Here is a 16427-nt window from a genome sequence, read left to right as displayed (position 1 = left end):
TCCTGTACGAAATGTCCGCATACACCGATGATGCGCCCAACATCTTGACCAGGACGGCCTCTCTTGATTTCGATCTACCAGCTCAAACCGCGCTTCCAGAATCTGCTGCGCCCTCTGGTGCACAAGCTCTACGACAAGGGCATTACGGCCAATCAGGTGACCCTCGGAGCCTGCCTGGTATCACTGCTGGTCGGCGCGCTGGTGACCGTCGGCATGCCGCACTATTGGCTGTTTGCCTTGATCCCGCTGTGGATGATCATACGCATGGCCCTTAATGCCATAGACGGCATGCTGGCCCGCGAGTTCGGCCAGAAGTCGCGGCTGGGGGCTTATTTGAACGAACTGACCGATGTCATCGCGGACAGCGCGCTGATGCTGCCCTTCGCCCTGCTGGCCGGGGTCAGCCCGGCGCTGGTGGTGCTGGTGACCCTGCTGGCCGTGTTCAGCGAGTACGCCGGCGTGCTCGGCCCGATGGTCGGTGCGTCACGCCGCTACGACGGGCCGATGGGCAAGAGCGACCGGGCGTTGGTGTTCGGCGTCATGGGCGCCGGGGTCGCCACAGGTTTACTTGCGCCAGCATGGATAAATTTCATCCTTGTCGTGGTCTCAGCCCTGCTGATCTACACCTTGGTCAACCGGATTCGCCAGGGCCTCGCCGAAAAGCCGCTTGCGCCGCACGACAGATCAGACTCATAACCCCCTGCTTGCCCGGTCAATATTGGCTCAAAGGAGTTTGCCATGCGCGACGTGATTGCCCTGCGCTTCGCCACCCATGACGGTGTCGAACTGTTTTATCGCCACTGGCCCGCCATGGGCCTGGCCCCCGGCAAGTCGCGGCAAGCCATCGTACTGTTGCACCGTGGCCACGAACACTCCGGACGCATTGCTCACCTGGTCGATGAACTGCAACTGCCGGGTTTCGATTTCTTTGCCTGGGATGCCCGTGGCCACGGCGAGTCGCCCGGCGCACGCGGCGACAGCCCAAGCTTTGCCACCACCGTGCGCGACCTGCAAACCTTCATTGAGCATATCGCCGCCAGCCACGGCGTCGAAACCGGCAACATCGCGGTCGTGGCGCAGAGTGTCGGCGCGGTGATCGCCACTACCTGGGCACATGACTACGCGCCCAACATCCGCGCTCTGGTACTGGCCTCGCCGGCGTTCAAGGTCAAACTCTACGTGCCCTTCGCCCGTCAGGGCCTGGCGTTGCTGCGCCGTTTCAAAGGCAATTTCTTCGTCAACAGCTACGTCAAAGCGCGCTTTCTGACCCACGACGAGCATCGCCGCAAGACTTACGATAGCGACCCGCTGATCGCCAAGGCCATCTCGGTCAATGTCCTGCTGGGCCTGTACGAAGCCGCCGAGCGCGTAGTGGCCGACGCCCAGGCCATTCAGGTGCCAACCCAATTGCTGATCTCGGGCGCAGACTTCGTGGTTGAGCGCGCCCCGCAAGAACGCTTCTTCGAACGCCTGGGCAGCCTGCAAAAGGAAAAGCACATCCTGCCCGGTTTCTTCCATGACACCCTGGGTGAGCGTAACCGTGAGCAAGCGCTCACGCGCATCCGCCGCTTCGTGCAGCATGCCTTCGACAACCCGCCACAGCGCCATGCCCTGCTGGACGCCGACCGGGTAGGTGAAACCTGCGCCGAGGCCGAAGCGCTGGCCGCGCCATTGCCGCCACGTTCGCTGCGCAGCCTTTACTGGCGGCTGACCCGCGCGGGCCTGCGCACCGGCAGCAGCTTGTCCGAAGGGGTGAAGCTGGGCTTCGAGACCGGCTTTGACTCCGGCAGTACCCTGGATTATGTGTACCGCAACCAACCGAGTGGGCGCGGCAGCCTCGGCCGGCTGATCGACCGCAACTACCTGAACTCGATTGGCTGGCGCGGGATTCGCCAACGCAAGATCAACATCGAAGAACTGCTGCGCCTGGCCATGCACAAGCTGCGCGAGCAGCAAAGCGCGGTGCGGATCGTCGACATCGCCGCCGGCCACGGACGCTACATCCTTGAAGCGCTCAAGGGCGTCGAGCCGCTGCCCGAGTCGATCCTGTTGCGCGACTACAGTGACCTCAATGTGCAGCAAGGCAGCGCGCTGATCGAGAAACTCGATCTCGACGAGATCGCCCGCTTCATCAAGGCCGACGCCTTCGACCGCGACAACCTCGCCGCCCTCGACCCCAAACCGACGCTGGCGGTGGTGTCAGGCCTGTACGAGCTGTTCGCCAGCAACACTCAGGTCGGTAACTCGCTGGCCGGCCTGGCAGCGGCGGTCAAGCCCGGCGGTTATCTGATCTACACCGGCCAGCCGTGGCATCCGCAACTGGAACTGATCGCCCGCGCCCTGACCAGCCATCGCGGCGGTGACGCCTGGGTGATGCGCCGCCGTAGCCAGGCCGAAATGGACCAATTGGTGGAAGCGGCAGGCTTTCGCAAGATCACCCAGCGCATCGATGAGTGGGGGATTTTCAGCGTATCACTGGCGCAGCGTCTGCCGTGAGCAGCCGGCGCGAACCAGGCCTGTGGAAACGGGCCGTGGTCTGGCTGCTGGTGCTGGCGCCGTTCTTTTTCGCCAGCTACGGCTTTGCCACCTGGTACACCGCCCGGCGCGACGACGTCGGCAGCCTGGCATTCGCCTGGGAAAACCACATGCCGTTCTGGGCCTGGACCATCGTGCCCTACTGGTCCATCGACCTGCTCTACGGTTTTTCACTGCTGGCCTGCCTGACCCGCCGTGAACTCGACCGCCACGCCCTGCGCCTGCTCAGTGCTCAAGTGCTGGCGGTCAGTTGCTTTCTGCTCTGGCCACTGCGCTTCACTTTCCAGCGCCCGGAAATGGACGGCCTGTTCGGCTGGCTGTTCGACGTGCTGGCCGGCTTCGACAAGCCGTTCAACCAGGCGCCGTCGTTGCACATCGCCCTGCTGGTGATTCTCTGGGTCTGCTTCGAGCGTTACCTGCGCGCTTTCCATCCGGCCTGGCGCTGGCTGCTGCATGGCTGGTTCGCGCTGATCGGCCTGTCGGTGCTGACCACCTGGCAACATCACTTCATCGACCTGCCGACCGGCGCCCTGGCCGGCTGGCTGTGTGTCTGGCTGTGGCCGGATGAAGGTCGCAGCCCGCTGCTCAGTGCCCGGCTTAGCCATGACCCGAGCCGCTGGAAACTGGCCGGTTACTACCTGCTCGGCGCGCTATTGCTGGCCTGGCCGGGGTTTGGCCTGGGTGGTGTCTGGTTATGGTTGCTGTGGCCGGCACTGTCACTGCTGCTGGTGGCCCTCAACTACCTGTGGTTCGATGCCCAAGGCTTTCAGAAGCGCGCCGATGGCCGCCTGTCGCCCGCAGCACGCTGGCTGCTGGCGCCGTATCTGGCCGGTGCATGGCTCAACGTCTGGCTCTGGACGCGCAACCAGCCGCAGGCGCAGCAAGTGCTGGATGAGATCTGGCTGGGTCGCATCGCGGGTCGTGATCAGGCCGGTCAGTTCAGGGCCGTTGTGGACCTGTGTGCCGAGCTGTCGCAGAGCGTCACACCGCCGACTTACCGTAACCTGGCGCAACTGGATCTGGTCCCGCCCACCGCACAGCAGTGCCTGGCCGCCGCCGAGGCCATCGAAGCATCACGCCATGCCGGGCCGCTGCTGGTGTGCTGCGCACTGGGCTATTCACGCAGCGCCACCGCCCTGGCAGCCTGGCTGCTGTACAACGGCCGGGCCGCGTCAGTAGATGAGGCTGTCAAACTGATCCGCCAGAGCCGGCCAGGCGTGGTGCTGCACAACGAACACCGTCAGGCACTTAGTACGCTACTGGAACAGTGCACAACCCAACCGGCAGAGGCGCAGCATGAACGCTGACCTGCAATTGCACATCATCGCCAGCCTGCTACGTCGCGGCCGGGCGCTGGACAATTTGTCCACCGGCTTGACCCTGTTGAGCCTGGCACTGGGCCTGAGCCAGCTGTGGTTTGCCCCGTCGGGCCTGCTGATGAGCTGGGTGGTGCTGTTGGTGGTATTGGGCCTGGGCGAAAAATACTACGCTCTGCGGGTAGCTTTTGATGCCGAGCTGTTTCAGAAGCTTGCCGACGACCCTGCTAACCTGACACGCAACACCCGGGCGCTGGATCAGGCTCTGGCGGCGTTCAGCCTGCAACCGGCCGATAAAGCCGGGCGTTCCTGGCCACTACGCAGTCAAGGCGCCTTGAAGCTGTTGCGCCAACAAGTGTTGTTGCTCGCCCTGCAAATCATGCTGTTGCTGGGCGCGTTACTGATTCTGCCCTGGCTTGGGCGGATGCGGTGAAGCAGCGCAGCATGCGAGCAGCGTCTTTGCTCGCCTTACCGAAGGAATCTGATTGATGCTTGAATCTCTGGTCGCCTCCCTGATCACGGCCGGCGCACGCAGCGTGACCGGTGCCCGCAGCCTGTGGCTGGGCTGTACGCCGCAAGCGACGCAGCGTATCTACTTTGCCAACCACACCAGCCACGGAGACTTTGTGCTGCTCTGGGCGTCACTGCCCCGCGAGCTGCGCAAATACACCCGGCCGGTGGCCGGCGCCGATTACTGGCAGAGCGGCACTCTGCGCCGGTACATCATCAATAAGGTGTTCAACGGCGTGCTGGTCGACCGCACCCGCAAGGACGAACAGGCCAACCCCTTGCAACCCATGATTGAGGCGCTGGAGCAGGGCTACTCGCTGATCATCTTCCCGGAAGGCACGCGTAACCCTGATGAGGGCTTGCTGCCGTTCAAAAGTGGCATCTATCACCTGGCGAAAAGCTACCCACAGGCCGAACTGGTGCCGGTGTGGATCTCCAACCTCAACCGGGTCATGCCCAAAGGCCGGATGCTGCCCCTGCCGCTGCTGTGCACCACCAGCTTCGGGGCGCCGCTGCAGGTCCAGGAAGACGAAAGCAAAGAGCAATTTCTTGCCCGCAGCCGCGAAGCGTTGCTGGCTCTGGCTGCGGAGCAGTAATGATGGAAAACCAGACTCAACTGTTGTTCATGGGCATCGGCGTCATTCTGCTGCTGGCCTCGGTCATTGGCCGGGTACTCAAGCTCAAGGCCCGTGGCCCGCATGCGGTGATCGACAACCTCAACGCGCGAATCAACGCCTGGTGGGCGATGGTGATCGTCATCGGCGTGGCGTTCTGGCTTGGCTACACCGCCGTGACCTTGCTGTTCTATGCGGTGTCGTTCTATGCCCTGCGTGAATTCCTGACCCTGACCCCGACCCGGCGCAGCGACTATCCGGCCCTGGCGGCGGCGTTCTACCTGGCCCTGCCGCTGCAATACGTGCTGATCGGCATCAACTGGTACGGGCTGTATTCGATCTTCATCCCGGTTTACGTGTTCTTGTTGCTGCCGATCCTTGCCTCGCTGGGCGGCGACAGCAAGCATTTTCTGGAACGCACTTCCAAGGTCCAGTGGGGCCTGATGATCGCGGTGTTCTGCGTGTCTTATGTGCCGGCCTTGCTGACTCTGGAGATTGCCGGCTATGAAGGCCGCAACCTTCTGCTGATTGCCTACCTGGTCATCGTCGTGCAGCTTTCGGATGTGCTGCAGTACGTGTGCGGCAAGCTGTTCGGCAAACACAAGATCGCCCCCAACCTGTCGCCGTCAAAAACGGTCGAGGGCTTTGTCGGCGGTATTTTGCTGGCTTCATTGATCGGTGGCGCGCTGTGGTGGATCACACCTTTCTCGCCCGTCCAGTCGTTCTTTATCGCGGTGCTGATCAACCTGCTGGGCTTTGCCGGCGGTATTGTCATGTCGGCGATCAAGCGTGATCGCGGCGTCAAGGACTGGGGGCATATGATCGAAGGCCATGGCGGTATGCTCGATCGTATCGATTCAGTGTGTTTCGCCGCGCCGATCTTCTTCCATCTGGTGCGTTACTGGTGGACCTGAAAACTGTAATAACGGCAGAAAAAATGATTGCCGGATATTGCAACAAGCAATGGCCTTGAGCCACCCTTTAGCGCTGCATAACTGCGCGCAGGCCTTGTGCCCAGCGGTTATCAGCGCAGCTACAAACCTGATAGACCCCGTCAACGCCGCCCCGACTCATCGGACGCGGCGTTTTTATTGAGGTTTTTATCGAACCGCATCTCGTCTTTGCTATCTGTTATGGGTAGTTTGCGTTCGGCAAGGAGACGTTGGCGCGCTTTTTAGTGCAGGACGCACAGAATTACTCAGAGGCTTCACCTTTATGAACCGCAGGAATCTCCTTAAAGCATCGATGGCGCTGGCGGCTTATAGCACCCTGCCGGCCTCGGGACTTTTTGCTGCACGCGCCCTCGCCGCCGCAGCCGATGGCAAAAGCGAACCGTTCGATTTCAAGCAACTGCAAGAGCAGGCCAAACAACTGGCCGGCCAGCAGTACGTCAGCACCAAGCAGGTACTGCCACCGGTGCTGGCGAACATGACGCCCCAGCAGTTCAACGCGATCCGCTACGACCCCAATCACTCCCTGTGGCGAGAGCTCAAAGGCCAGCTCGACGTGCAGTTTTTCCATGTCGGCATGGGCTTCAAGACCCCCGTGCGCATGTACAGCGTCGACCCCAAGAGCAACACGGCGCGGGAAGTGCATTTCCGTCACGAACTGTTCAACTACGACACCAGCGGCATCGACGGCAATCAGGTCAAAGGTGACTTGGGCTTTGCCGGCTTCAAACTGTTCAAGGCACCGGAAATTGCCATGCACGACATCGTGTCGTTCCTGGGCGCCAGCTACTTCCGTGCCGTCGACTCGACCAAGCAATACGGCCTGTCGGCCCGTGGCCTGGCCATCGACACCTTTGCCAAGCGCCAGGAAGAATTCCCCGACTTCACCAAGTTCTGGTTCGAGACACCGGCCAAAAATGCCACCCACTTTGTGGTCTACGCCCTGCTCGATTCGCCAAGCGCGACCGGCGCCTACCGTTTCGACATCGACTGCCAGGCCAGCCAGGTGGTGATGGACGTCCAGGCGCACATCAACGCCCGTGCCGACATTGAACAACTGGGCGTCACGCCGATGACCAGCATGTTCAACTGCGGCACTCACGAGCGGCGCATGTGCGACAGTATTCACCCGCAGCAGCATGACTCCGACCGTCTGTCGATGTGGCGTGGTAACGGCGAGTGGGTGTGCCGCCCGCTGAACAACCCGGCCAAGCTGCAGTTCAACGCGTTCGCCGACAAAGACCCGAAAGGCTTCGGCCTGGTCCAGTACGACCACAATTTCGCCAGCTACCAGGACACCACGGTCTGGTACGACCGCCGGCCAAGCCTGTGGGTCGAGCCGACCAACGCCTGGGGCGAGGGTGAGGTGAGCCTGCTGGAGATTCCGACCACCGGCGAGACCATGGACAACATCGTGGTGTTCTGGACGCCGAAGAACAAGGTCAAGGCCGGTGACTCGCTCAACTACAGCTACAAGCTGTACTGGAGCGCCCTGCCGCCGGTCAGCACTCCACTGGCGCAGATTCATGCGACCCGTTCAGGGATGGGCGGCTTCCTCGAAGGCTGGACACCGGGCGAGCATTACCCGAAATACTGGGCACGACGCTTCGCGGTGGACTTCCACGGCGGCGGCATCGATCGCCTGCCCGAAGGTGTAGGCATCGAACCGGTGCTGACCGTCTCCCACGGCAAGACCCAGGACTTCAATATCCAATACCTGCCGGATATCAAAGGCTACCGGGTGATCTTCGACTGGCTGCCGGACAGCGACTCGGTGGAGCCGGTGAACATGCGCATGTTCATCCGCTCGCGCGACCGCACCCTGAGCGAGACCTGGATGTACCAATACTTCCCGCCAGCGCCGGACCGCCGTAAGTACCCGTAACCGATTGACGCCTGTGGGAGCGAGCTCGCTCGCGAAAGGGCCATTCCAGGCGCCGCATCTATGGCGTCTGGAAAAATTCGCGACCAAGGTCGCTCCTACAGGGTGATTCGGTCACTACTGAAACATTGACAGCCGGGCAATCTGCGGCTGTTATACAAACCTTGTCACGCCGTTGGAGCGTTCGCTCCAGACACCCCCGACTCTTCTGATACCTGATCACTGCATTGACCCGTCCCGCACGGTCGATGGGCGGTAGCGTGGCTGCCTGCCTCTGCTCACAAGGCGCCTTCATGAATCTTAATCCTGTACACCTCGGCCCTGTCGCTGGCGGGTCGCTGCTGGCCTTCGATAAGTCCGCGCTTATCACCTGGGTCGCGATCAGCCTGCTGGTGGTCGAGACCTTTTCCGGCGCGCTGCGCTATTACCTGGACCTGGCCGGGCTCAGTCCGCTGCTGTACCTGCCCAAGGCCGCCTGTGTGCTGCTGTTTGCGCTGCAGCTGCTGAGTTTTCGTGGCGGGCGGCTGTTCTGGCTGTGCCTGTTGGGCTGGCTGCTCTCGGCGCTGCTGGCCATGCTGCACGGCGCCAGTGTGCAGAACCTGGCGTTCAGCTTGTTCGCTGTCAGCCCGCTGCTGTTCGCGGCAGTGTGCAGCCCGCAATTGCTGCGCCACCAAAAGCTGCTCGGCTGGAGCATTGGCCTGTGCCTGCTGGCCAGCCTGATCGGGCTGCTGCTGGACAAATACGCTCAGGTGCCGTGGAAAGGCTACAACTACAACCTGGGCGAAACCGAGTTGAGCGGCAATACCTCATGGAGCGCCGACGATCAGGACCGGGTCGCCGGTTTTGCCCGGGTGTCGAACATCCTCTCCACCCTGATCGCCCTGTACAGCCTGTACATGATGCTGTTGTTGCGCTCCTTGCCACTCAGGCTGGTGCTCGGCGCGGTGGCGTTCGGCGCCATTGTGCTGACCACCAGCAAGGCACCGGCCGGCGCCTTTGCCCTGACGTTGGGTTTGCTAATGATCCAGCGCCTGACCTGGACCTGCCGGATTCTCTTTGTACTGATCGTCGCCATCGGCCTGTTGTTGCCGTTGATGGGCCTGCTGTATGACTTCGATGCACACACGGTAAGCCGTGGCGGCAGTTCCCTGGCCTCGCTTTACGACCGCCTGAACAACACCTGGCCACGGCTGTTCGACGCCATGCAACTGAACGGCTGGGGCTATACCGGCGCAGGCTTCGGCATGGTCGGCAGCACCATGGCGCTGTTTCCGGTGCCGGGCGCAGAAATCCTGCTGGGCATGGATAACAGCGCGCTGTACCTGTGGGCCATGCTCGGCGTGGCCGGGCTGCTGCTCTATAGCTTGCAGGTCGGGCTGCTGTTGAGCCTGCTCAACGATGCCAGCCCGCTGGCGCGCATGCTGATGTCGATCGCAGTGTGCTGGTGCCTGATCAGCTGGACCACCGACATGTTTGAAATCGCTGCAGCCAATCTGTTTCTGGGGCTGGTCATCGGCTACGTGATCAATCCACGGCCTGGCAGCGATTCCCTGCCTCATTCGCCACCAGCGCTCACCCCCCTGCCCTTCAGGGCACTGCAATGAGGCCCCGTCATGCTGCATGCTCTATCTCGCACCAGGCTGCTGGTGCTCGCCGGCTGGCTGAGCGGGCTGGCGACCGCCCATGCCGAGCCAGCCAGCGAACCGCCGCCGTTCATCCTCGGTATCTCGACCCACCTGATGAATGTCGAGCGGCCCGTCGAAGCGCCGCTGAAGCTGGCGGCCGAAGCCGGCTTCAGTGCGGTCAAGGACGATGTGTTCTGGTCCACTGCCGAGCCCAAGCGCAATGAGTTGCGGATCATCCCGCAGTGGCGTCGCTATCTGGAGCAAGCCAACAGCCTGCAACTCGAACGCTTGGCGATTCTTGGCTATAGCACCCACTTTCACGACAACGCCAAGCCGCGTACACCTGAAGTTACCGGGCCGTTCCTCAACTATGTCGATTACGTCAGCCGGCAACTGGGCAACCGGGTCAGCTATTACGAAATCTGGAACGAGTGGGACCTGCAGGGGCCGCGCGACCGCCAACTGGCTCAGGACTACGCGGCACTGGTCCGCAAGACTGTGCCGGTGCTGCGCGCCAATACCCAGGCCGCCCCCGGCAACAAGGCACTGATTCTCGCAGGGGCGGTGACCCCCGAAGGCATGGACCACGGCTTTGCCGATCAACTGATCGACAGCGATACCCTGGCGCTGGTAGACGGTTTGTCGATCCACCCCTATGTGCATTGCGCAGGCAACAACGGCAGAACTCCCGAAGCCTGGGGGCGCTGGGTCAGCGACTACGAAGAAAATATCCGCAACAAGGCCGGGCGGGCGATCCCGATCTACCTCACGGAAGTCGGCTGGCCCAGCCACAAAGGGGCCTGCGGGGTCAGTGAAATGACCCAGGCGCTGTACATGGCACGCATCTGGTTTCTGGCGCGCAGCATTCCCAACGTCAAGGGCATGTGGTGGTACGACCTGTACAACGATGGCCCCGACCGCTTCGACCAGGAACACAACTTCGGCATCCTCAACGAAGACCTGTCGCCCAAACCGGCCTGGACCATGATGCGGGCCATTGCCCCGGTGGTCAGGGACTTCGCCTATAACGCTGAGGCCAGTGTGGTGTCCGGGCCGACCTACCAGTTGTACTTCAGCAACGGCCAGCAGCGCGTGCTGGTGGCCTGGACCGTCGGCAAGCCGCTTGAGCTTGGCCTGATCAGCCACGCGCCTGTGCAAGGGCCGGTGCGCCTGCTCGACACCCGCCGGGCCGCCAATGGCGAGGTCGCCAGCGAGCAGTCATGGCAATGCGCAGGCGAGCACTGCACCGCATCGGTACGCCTCGACGACTTTCCCAAGATCATCCGCCTGACCCCCTGACTCTTAATACCAATACTGTTCGGATAAACGCCGCATACCCGGTGGGAGTGGCCGGCCGGCGCTCCGGTTGCCGACGAAGACGGCGGCACATTCACAGCAGATGTAGTGTTTTTACTGGCCTCTTCGCGAGCAAGCTCGCTCCCACCGAGGGCATACAGTACCTAAACGAACAGTATTGCCCTTAATACCGGTTGCTCTCCCATGACCTTCAGAAAAGACATCAACGGCCTGCGTGCCATCGCCGTGTTTGGCGTGCTGCTGTACCACTTTCATCCGGCCTGGCTGCCCGGCGGTTTTGCCGGGGTCGACGTATTTTTCGTCATCTCCGGCTACCTGATCACCGGCATCGTCCTGCGTGGCCTGGGTAACCAGAGCTTCAGCCTGGTGCAGTTCTATCGCTCGCGGGCGCAACGGATCATCCCGGCACTGGCGGTGTTGTGCCTGGTGCTGCTGGGCGGCGGCTGGTTCTACCTGTTGCCTCTGGATTACGCCGCGCTGGGCAAACACGTGGCCGCCAGCCTGGGCTTCGTCTCCAACATCGTCTACTGGCGCGAAGCCGGTTACTTCACCGCCGATGCCCATGAGAAATGGCTGCTGCACACCTGGTCGTTGTCAGTGGAATGGCAGTTCTACCTGCTCTACCCCGTGGTCCTGCTGCTGCTCAAGCGGCTGGTGGGGCTCAATGCGCTGCGCGGCTGGATTGTCGCCGGTTGCCTGGCAAGCTTTGCCTTGTGCCTGGCAGCCTCGCGGTACTGGCCGGAACCGGCGTTCTATCTGCTGCCGACCCGCGCCTGGGAACTGCTGCTGGGGGCGGTGGCCTGTGTGTTTCCGGTCAAACTCAAGCCAGCCCAACAGCGTTGGCTTGAAGGTCTGGGCCTGGGCCTGATCCTGTTCAGTTTTGCCTTCATCAAGGTTCAGCAGGCGTGGTCCGGTTACCTGGTACTGCTGCCGGTACTGGGAACCTGGGCGATGATCGCCGCTGCGAGGCAAGACTCGCCGGTGACCGGTAATCCGCTGGCACAGTGGCTCGGCAGCCTGTCTTACTCGCTGTACCTGTGGCACTGGCCAGTGGTGGTGGTAATGAACTACGCCGGCTGGCTGGGCGATACGCACAACGTCATGCTGGGTATAAGTGCCGCCCTGCTGCTGGGCATGGCCTCTTACCGGCTGGTAGAAAAACCCGGCGGCAACAGCCGCCCGGCACCCGCCAGGAAGCTCACCGCCCTGTCGACCCTGATCACTCTGGTGTTTGTGAGTGGGGTGACGGTTAGCCTATCTGAAGGGGTGGTATTACAAGCGCGCAGCATCAGTACGTCTGATAAAGCCCGTTTTATCCAGCGTTACGTGGATAAGCAAAATAACCTCTATGAACCCTACTGGCTCAAGTGCGATGCCTTCTCGGCGTTCACCCAACGCGGTCAAACACAGATCGACGCAAGCTGCACCCGCCGCCAGGGTGAGGGTGGCGTGCTGCTGTGGGGCGACTCCCATGCCCAGGCTTTGTCGTTGGGCCTGCGTACCCTGCTGCCAGCGGGTACGCCGTTCTATCAGGTCACCTCGGCCAGTTGCCCTGCGCGCTTTACCGCCATCGACCGACGTGGCGCCAGCGGCCGGGCCTGCGACTACGCCACGCGGCTGGCCTGGGACAGCGTCGAGCAGTTGCGCCCGGACGTCGTGGTCATGGCCCAGAAAGACAATCACGACCAGACCGCCTGGAATGCCCTGGCGGCACGCTTGAGGGATTACGGCGTCAAGCACATCGTACTGGTAGGCCCGGTGCCACAGTGGAGCCCGTCGTTGCCCAGCGTGATCGCCAACCGCCACTGGGAACAGCGCGAGCCTTACATCAACGACCCGGCCCTGAACCGGCATTTGATGGCCGTGGACCAGGCCACCCGGCACCTCATCGACCCGACCAGCATCCGCTTCGTTTCGTTGATCGAGCAGTTGTGCAACCAGCAAGGCTGCCTGGCACGCCTGGGCAGTAATGACGAGCTGCTGCAGATCGATGACGGCCACCTGAGCGCCGAGGGCTCGCTGTATGTGGTACGCCATTACGTGCTACCACAGCTGTGACCGTTCATCCCTCAAGAGAATGGATAATTTGCGCACTTTCATGACATGGATAACATGCCTGCCATGCTCAGCCCCTATCATGGGCCACCCGCAGACACCTAGAAAGGAATTCAGGCATGGGCTTGCGAACACTGATCATGGCCTGCGCGCTGGCCTGGCTGCCAAACCTCGGCATGGCCCAGAGCTGGCTGGCCGGCGGCTCGGAGTGGCGACCGTTCAGCTACAGCGACGAGCAGCAGAACCTGCAAGGTATTGCGGTGGACATCACCCGGAAAATCCTCGAAAAGGCCGCCATCCAGACACGCTTCGTGTCTTACCCGGTCAATCGCCTGCAAGCCATGCTCGATAAAGAGCAACTCGACCTCAGCTATGCCGAATCGAAAAACTGGCAAACGCCTGAAGTAGCCGAGCGCTATGTGTTTTCCGTGCCGTACCTGAAAGTCCGTGAATACCTGTATTTCGCCAAGGATCACCCGGCCCGGGACAAGCCGGTCGACACCTTGCAGAACCTGACCATCGGCATGGTCCGGGGCTACAACTATCCACGCCTGGACCCGGCGTTCGAGGCCGGGCGCTTGATGAAGCTGGAAACCTCTCAGGATCTTGCGCTGCTGGAACTGTTACAGGCAGGACGGGTGGATGCCGTGGCGATGGTCGATGACCTGTACAACTATCTGATCGTCACCCACCAGATCGACCCGGCGCAATTTAGCCGCGGCGGCCAGCTCAGCGAAGCGCCGCTGGCCATGATGCTCAACAAAAAACACGCAGCCCTGCTGCCCGCCATCAACCAGGCCATCCTCAGCCTGCAAGACAGCGGCGAGGTAGCGCGTATTCATGACGCCTACCTGCCAGCGCGCACCGCGCTGGCCTGTCATGCACCGGACCCCGCCTGCTGATTCAGAAGCGTGGTTTGAGCGCCGTCCAGTCCGGGCGGTACTTCTGCATCTGGGTCACGTCGTTGCGCGAGCGAATGCCGCAACTGTGGTACAGGTCGTTGAGCTTGCCCAACTGGTCGTAGTCCAGCTCTACCCCCAGCCCCGGCGCATCACTGAGCGCCACACAGCCGCCCACGATCGGCAGCTTGCCGCCCTTGATCACCTCTTCATCGGGCTCCTGCCATGGGTAATGGGTGTCGCAGGCATAAGCCAGGTTCGGCACCGCCGCCGCCACATGGGTCATGGCCATCAGGCTGATGCCCAGGTGCGAGTTGGAATGCATCGACACCCCGAGGCCGAAGGTGTCGCACATCCGCGCCAGGGTCTGCGTATCGCGCAACCCGCCCCAATAGTGATGGTCGGCCAGAACAATCTGCACACTGTCAAGCGCTACGCTGCGACGGAACTCGTCGAAGTCGGTGACCACCATGTTGGTCGCCAGCGGCAGGCCGGTGCGCTTGTGCACCTCGGCCATGCCCTCCAGGCCCGGACACGGATCCTCAAAGTATTCCAGGGCATCGCCCAACCGCTCGGCCATCCGCAGTGAGGTGTCCACTGACCAGTTACCGTTCGGGTCGATGCGCAGCGGCGCTTCAGGAAACGCCTGGCGCAGCGCCTCGATGCACGCCACTTCATGCTCCGGCCCGAGGATCGTACCGGCCTTGAGCTTGATGCTCTTGAAGCCGTTCTCCTCGATCATGGTCCGCGCCTGGGCGACGATCTGCTCCGGGCTGATGCCCTCGCCCCAGCGGTCGGGCTTGTACGGCGAGCCAATGTGTTCAGCGTACTTGAAGAACAGATAAGCGCTGAACGGCACCTCGCGACGCACGGCCCCGCCGAGCAAGTTGACCAGCGGCATGCCCAGCGAACGGGCCTGCAGGTCGAGAAACGCCACCTCGAAAGCCGAATAGGCATTGGCCACCTGCTTGCTCGGGTGCGACCCCGGTGCCAGCTCGGCCCCGCCGCTCACCGGCTGCAAGCCCGCCACGGTCTTGACCACCCGCGTGCGCAGGCCATTGAGGTCGAAAGGGTCCAGGCCCACCAGGCTGCCTTGCATGGCCTGCAACACCGCCAGCACCGGCGCATCGCCATAACTCTCACCCAGGCCGATCAGGCCACTGTCACTCTCGACTTCGATGATCGAGCGCAGGGCATAGGGTTCATGAATGCCGCTGGCGTTGAGCAACGGCGCATCACGGAAGGCAATCGGGGTGACACGAACCTGTTTGATTTTCATAAGGAGTAGCTCCGTTAGCAGGGCGAAATCGTCCACCTCGGGCAGCGCACTGCCCGAGCGGGGTAAGGTCGGAAAGTCAGGCCGCGCTGGCCGATGGGGCTGGCTTGGCGCCCTTGCCCTGGCCTTTGAGGGTGCGAGTCATGAACACCAGAATGCCGGCGATCAGCGACACCGAGGCCAGGCCAATCAGCCCGCCTTCAATAGAACCGGTGCTCTGCTCCAGGTAGCCAAAGGTGGCCGGGGCGACGAAGCCGCCGAGGCTGCCCACCGAGTTGATCAGCGCGATCACCCCGGCGGCGATCCGCGCATCCAGATAACTCTGGGGGATCGGCCAGAACAGCGAAGATGCCGCCTTGAAGCCAATGGCCGCGAAACAGATCGCCACGAATGAGAACACCGGCCCGCCGGTGGTCGACATGAACAGCCCCACCGCCGCGATGATGAAGGCCGCCGAAGCCCAGGCCTGTTGCCACTTGAAGCGTGCCGCCAGGCTGGCAAAGGCGTACATGGCGACCACCGAGATGATCCACGGAATCGAGTTGAACAGCCCGACCTGAAAGTCGCCCAGCCCGCCCATCGAGCGGATGATGCTCGGCAGCCAGAAGGTGCAGCCGTAGATGGTCAGCGAGATGGAGAAATACAGAAAGCAGAACAGCAGGATCTGCGGGTCGCGCAGCAGGCGCAGCGACGACTGATGCACCTCGACGCCACCGCTGGCCAGTTCACGCTGGCGCTGCTCTTCGTCGATGCAGGCGGTCAGCGCCTGGCACTCGGCAGGGCTCAGCCACTTGGCGTCCTTGGGCAGCGAGTCCAGCCAGAACCAGACAAAACCGCACAGCAGCACCGAGAACATGCCCTCGATGAAGAACATCCATTGCCAGCCGTGCATGCCCAGCCCTTCGATGTTCAACAGCGCACCCGACAAAGGCCCGGAGATGATCGAGGCCGCCGCCGAGCCACTGAGAAAAATCGCCATGGCCTTGCCGCGCTCGCCGGCTGGCAACCACTTGGTGAAGTAATACACCACACCAGGGAAAAACCCGGCTTCGGCCACACCGAGCAGAAAGCGCAGGATATAGAACCAGGTTTCATTGGGCACGAAGGCCATCGCCGTGGCGACCACACCCCAGGTGAACATGATCCGCGTCAGCCAGATCTTCGCGCCGTAGCGTTGCAGCAGAATATTCGACGGTACTTCGAACAGCGCATAGCCGATGAAAAACAGCCCGGCGCCCAGCCCGTAGGCCGCCGCACCGATGCCCAGATCGGTTTCCAGGTGGCTGCGCACGAAGCCGATATTGACCCGGTCGATGTAGTTGACGATGAACATCACCACGAACAGCGGCAGTACGTGGCGCTTGACCTTGGCGACCGCGCGGGCGACCAGTTCGGGGTCTGCTTGAGCAGGGACAGAATGCATGGGACGGCTCCGATGGTTATTTTTG

Annotated in this window: 13 protein-coding genes; 11 read left to right on the top strand and 2 right to left on the bottom strand. The window is 62.2% G+C overall.

Annotation, left to right across the window (positions count from 1 at the left end):
• Positions 1-63: 63 nt before the first annotated feature.
• The 11 genes from PSCI_RS09155 (at position 64) to PSCI_RS09105 (ending at position 13706) form a co-directional block, all read left to right on the top strand.
• Positions 64-696: a CDP-alcohol phosphatidyltransferase family protein gene (locus PSCI_RS09155; protein ID WP_045485476.1), complete on the top strand. Its 633-nt coding sequence runs from the start codon at positions 64-66 to the stop codon at positions 694-696.
• 42 nt (positions 697-738) lie between these two features.
• Positions 739-2496, top strand: coding sequence for a bifunctional alpha/beta hydrolase/class I SAM-dependent methyltransferase (locus tag PSCI_RS09150; RefSeq protein WP_045485474.1), 1758 nt, complete (start codon positions 739-741; stop codon positions 2494-2496).
• Positions 2493-3842 carry a phosphatase PAP2/dual specificity phosphatase family protein gene (locus PSCI_RS09145; RefSeq protein ID WP_045485473.1) on the top strand — a complete coding sequence of 450 codons (1350 nt, stop codon included), beginning with the start codon at positions 2493-2495 and terminating at the stop codon, positions 3840-3842. Before PSCI_RS09150 ends, PSCI_RS09145 begins: the two co-directional genes overlap by 4 nt.
• Complete coding sequence (locus tag PSCI_RS09140) at positions 3832-4284, top strand: hypothetical protein (protein WP_045485472.1); 453 nt, start codon at positions 3832-3834, stop codon at positions 4282-4284. Before PSCI_RS09145 ends, PSCI_RS09140 begins: the two co-directional genes overlap by 11 nt.
• 55 nt (positions 4285-4339) lie before the next feature.
• The gene (locus PSCI_RS09135; protein ID WP_045485471.1) at positions 4340-4957 is read left to right on the top strand and encodes a lysophospholipid acyltransferase family protein; all 618 of its coding nucleotides are present in this window, start codon (positions 4340-4342) and stop codon (positions 4955-4957) included.
• A 2-nt stretch (positions 4958-4959) separates the two neighbouring features.
• Entirely contained in the window at positions 4960-5889 is a 930-nt protein-coding gene (locus tag PSCI_RS09130; RefSeq protein WP_045485470.1) for a phosphatidate cytidylyltransferase, read from the top strand.
• Positions 5890-6190: 301 nt separating this feature from the next.
• Positions 6191-7810: a glucan biosynthesis protein D gene (locus PSCI_RS09125; RefSeq protein WP_045485468.1), complete on the top strand. Its 1620-nt coding sequence runs from the start codon at positions 6191-6193 to the stop codon at positions 7808-7810.
• Positions 7811-8100: 290 nt separating this feature from the next.
• A complete protein-coding gene (locus tag PSCI_RS09120; RefSeq protein WP_045485466.1) occupies positions 8101-9411 on the top strand; it encodes a membrane protein in 1311 nt (436 codons plus the stop codon).
• A gap of 9 nt (positions 9412-9420) precedes the next feature.
• Positions 9421-10731: a hypothetical protein gene (locus PSCI_RS09115; protein WP_045485464.1), complete on the top strand. Its 1311-nt coding sequence runs from the start codon at positions 9421-9423 to the stop codon at positions 10729-10731.
• 201 nt (positions 10732-10932) lie between these two features.
• Entirely contained in the window at positions 10933-12807 is a 1875-nt protein-coding gene (locus PSCI_RS09110; protein ID WP_045485462.1) for an acyltransferase family protein, read from the top strand.
• A gap of 116 nt (positions 12808-12923) precedes the next feature.
• Positions 12924-13706 carry a substrate-binding periplasmic protein gene (locus PSCI_RS09105; RefSeq protein ID WP_045485460.1) on the top strand — a complete coding sequence of 261 codons (783 nt, stop codon included), beginning with the start codon at positions 12924-12926 and terminating at the stop codon, positions 13704-13706.
• Position 13707: 1 nt separating this feature from the next.
• On the opposite strand, the gene PSCI_RS09100 is transcribed toward PSCI_RS09105, so the two are convergent.
• Positions 13708-14982, bottom strand: a complete 1275-nt coding sequence (locus PSCI_RS09100; protein ID WP_045485458.1) for a glucarate dehydratase family protein — start codon at positions 14980-14982, stop codon at positions 13708-13710.
• A 76-nt stretch (positions 14983-15058) separates the two neighbouring features.
• Entirely contained in the window at positions 15059-16402 is a 1344-nt protein-coding gene (locus PSCI_RS09095; RefSeq protein WP_045485456.1) for an MFS transporter, read from the bottom strand.
• Between the last annotated feature and the right edge of the window lie 25 nt (positions 16403-16427).

Origin of the sequence: Pseudomonas sp. StFLB209, from assembly GCF_000829415.1 — a bacterium.
Taxonomy (GTDB): domain Bacteria; phylum Pseudomonadota; class Gammaproteobacteria; order Pseudomonadales; family Pseudomonadaceae; genus Aquipseudomonas.
This window is presented reverse-complemented; position numbering and strand designations above follow the sequence as displayed.

Coding starts and splice junctions, on each gene's coding strand:
- PSCI_RS09105 (WP_045485460.1), top strand. CDS start 12,924: ATGGGCTTGCGAACACTGATCATGGCCTGCGCGCTGGCCTGGCTGCCA.
- PSCI_RS09115 (WP_045485464.1), top strand. CDS start 9,421: ATGCTGCATGCTCTATCTCGCACCAGGCTGCTGGTGCTCGCCGGCTGG.
- PSCI_RS09120 (WP_045485466.1), top strand. CDS start 8,101: ATGAATCTTAATCCTGTACACCTCGGCCCTGTCGCTGGCGGGTCGCTG.
- PSCI_RS09150 (WP_045485474.1), top strand. CDS start 739: ATGCGCGACGTGATTGCCCTGCGCTTCGCCACCCATGACGGTGTCGAA.
- PSCI_RS09140 (WP_045485472.1), top strand. CDS start 3,832: ATGAACGCTGACCTGCAATTGCACATCATCGCCAGCCTGCTACGTCGC.
- PSCI_RS09095 (WP_045485456.1), bottom strand. CDS start 16,402: ATGCATTCTGTCCCTGCTCAAGCAGACCCCGAACTGGTCGCCCGCGCG.
- PSCI_RS09130 (WP_045485470.1), top strand. CDS start 4,960: ATGGAAAACCAGACTCAACTGTTGTTCATGGGCATCGGCGTCATTCTG.
- PSCI_RS09125 (WP_045485468.1), top strand. CDS start 6,191: ATGAACCGCAGGAATCTCCTTAAAGCATCGATGGCGCTGGCGGCTTAT.
- PSCI_RS09110 (WP_045485462.1), top strand. CDS start 10,933: ATGACCTTCAGAAAAGACATCAACGGCCTGCGTGCCATCGCCGTGTTT.
- PSCI_RS09135 (WP_045485471.1), top strand. CDS start 4,340: ATGCTTGAATCTCTGGTCGCCTCCCTGATCACGGCCGGCGCACGCAGC.
- PSCI_RS09100 (WP_045485458.1), bottom strand. CDS start 14,982: ATGAAAATCAAACAGGTTCGTGTCACCCCGATTGCCTTCCGTGATGCG.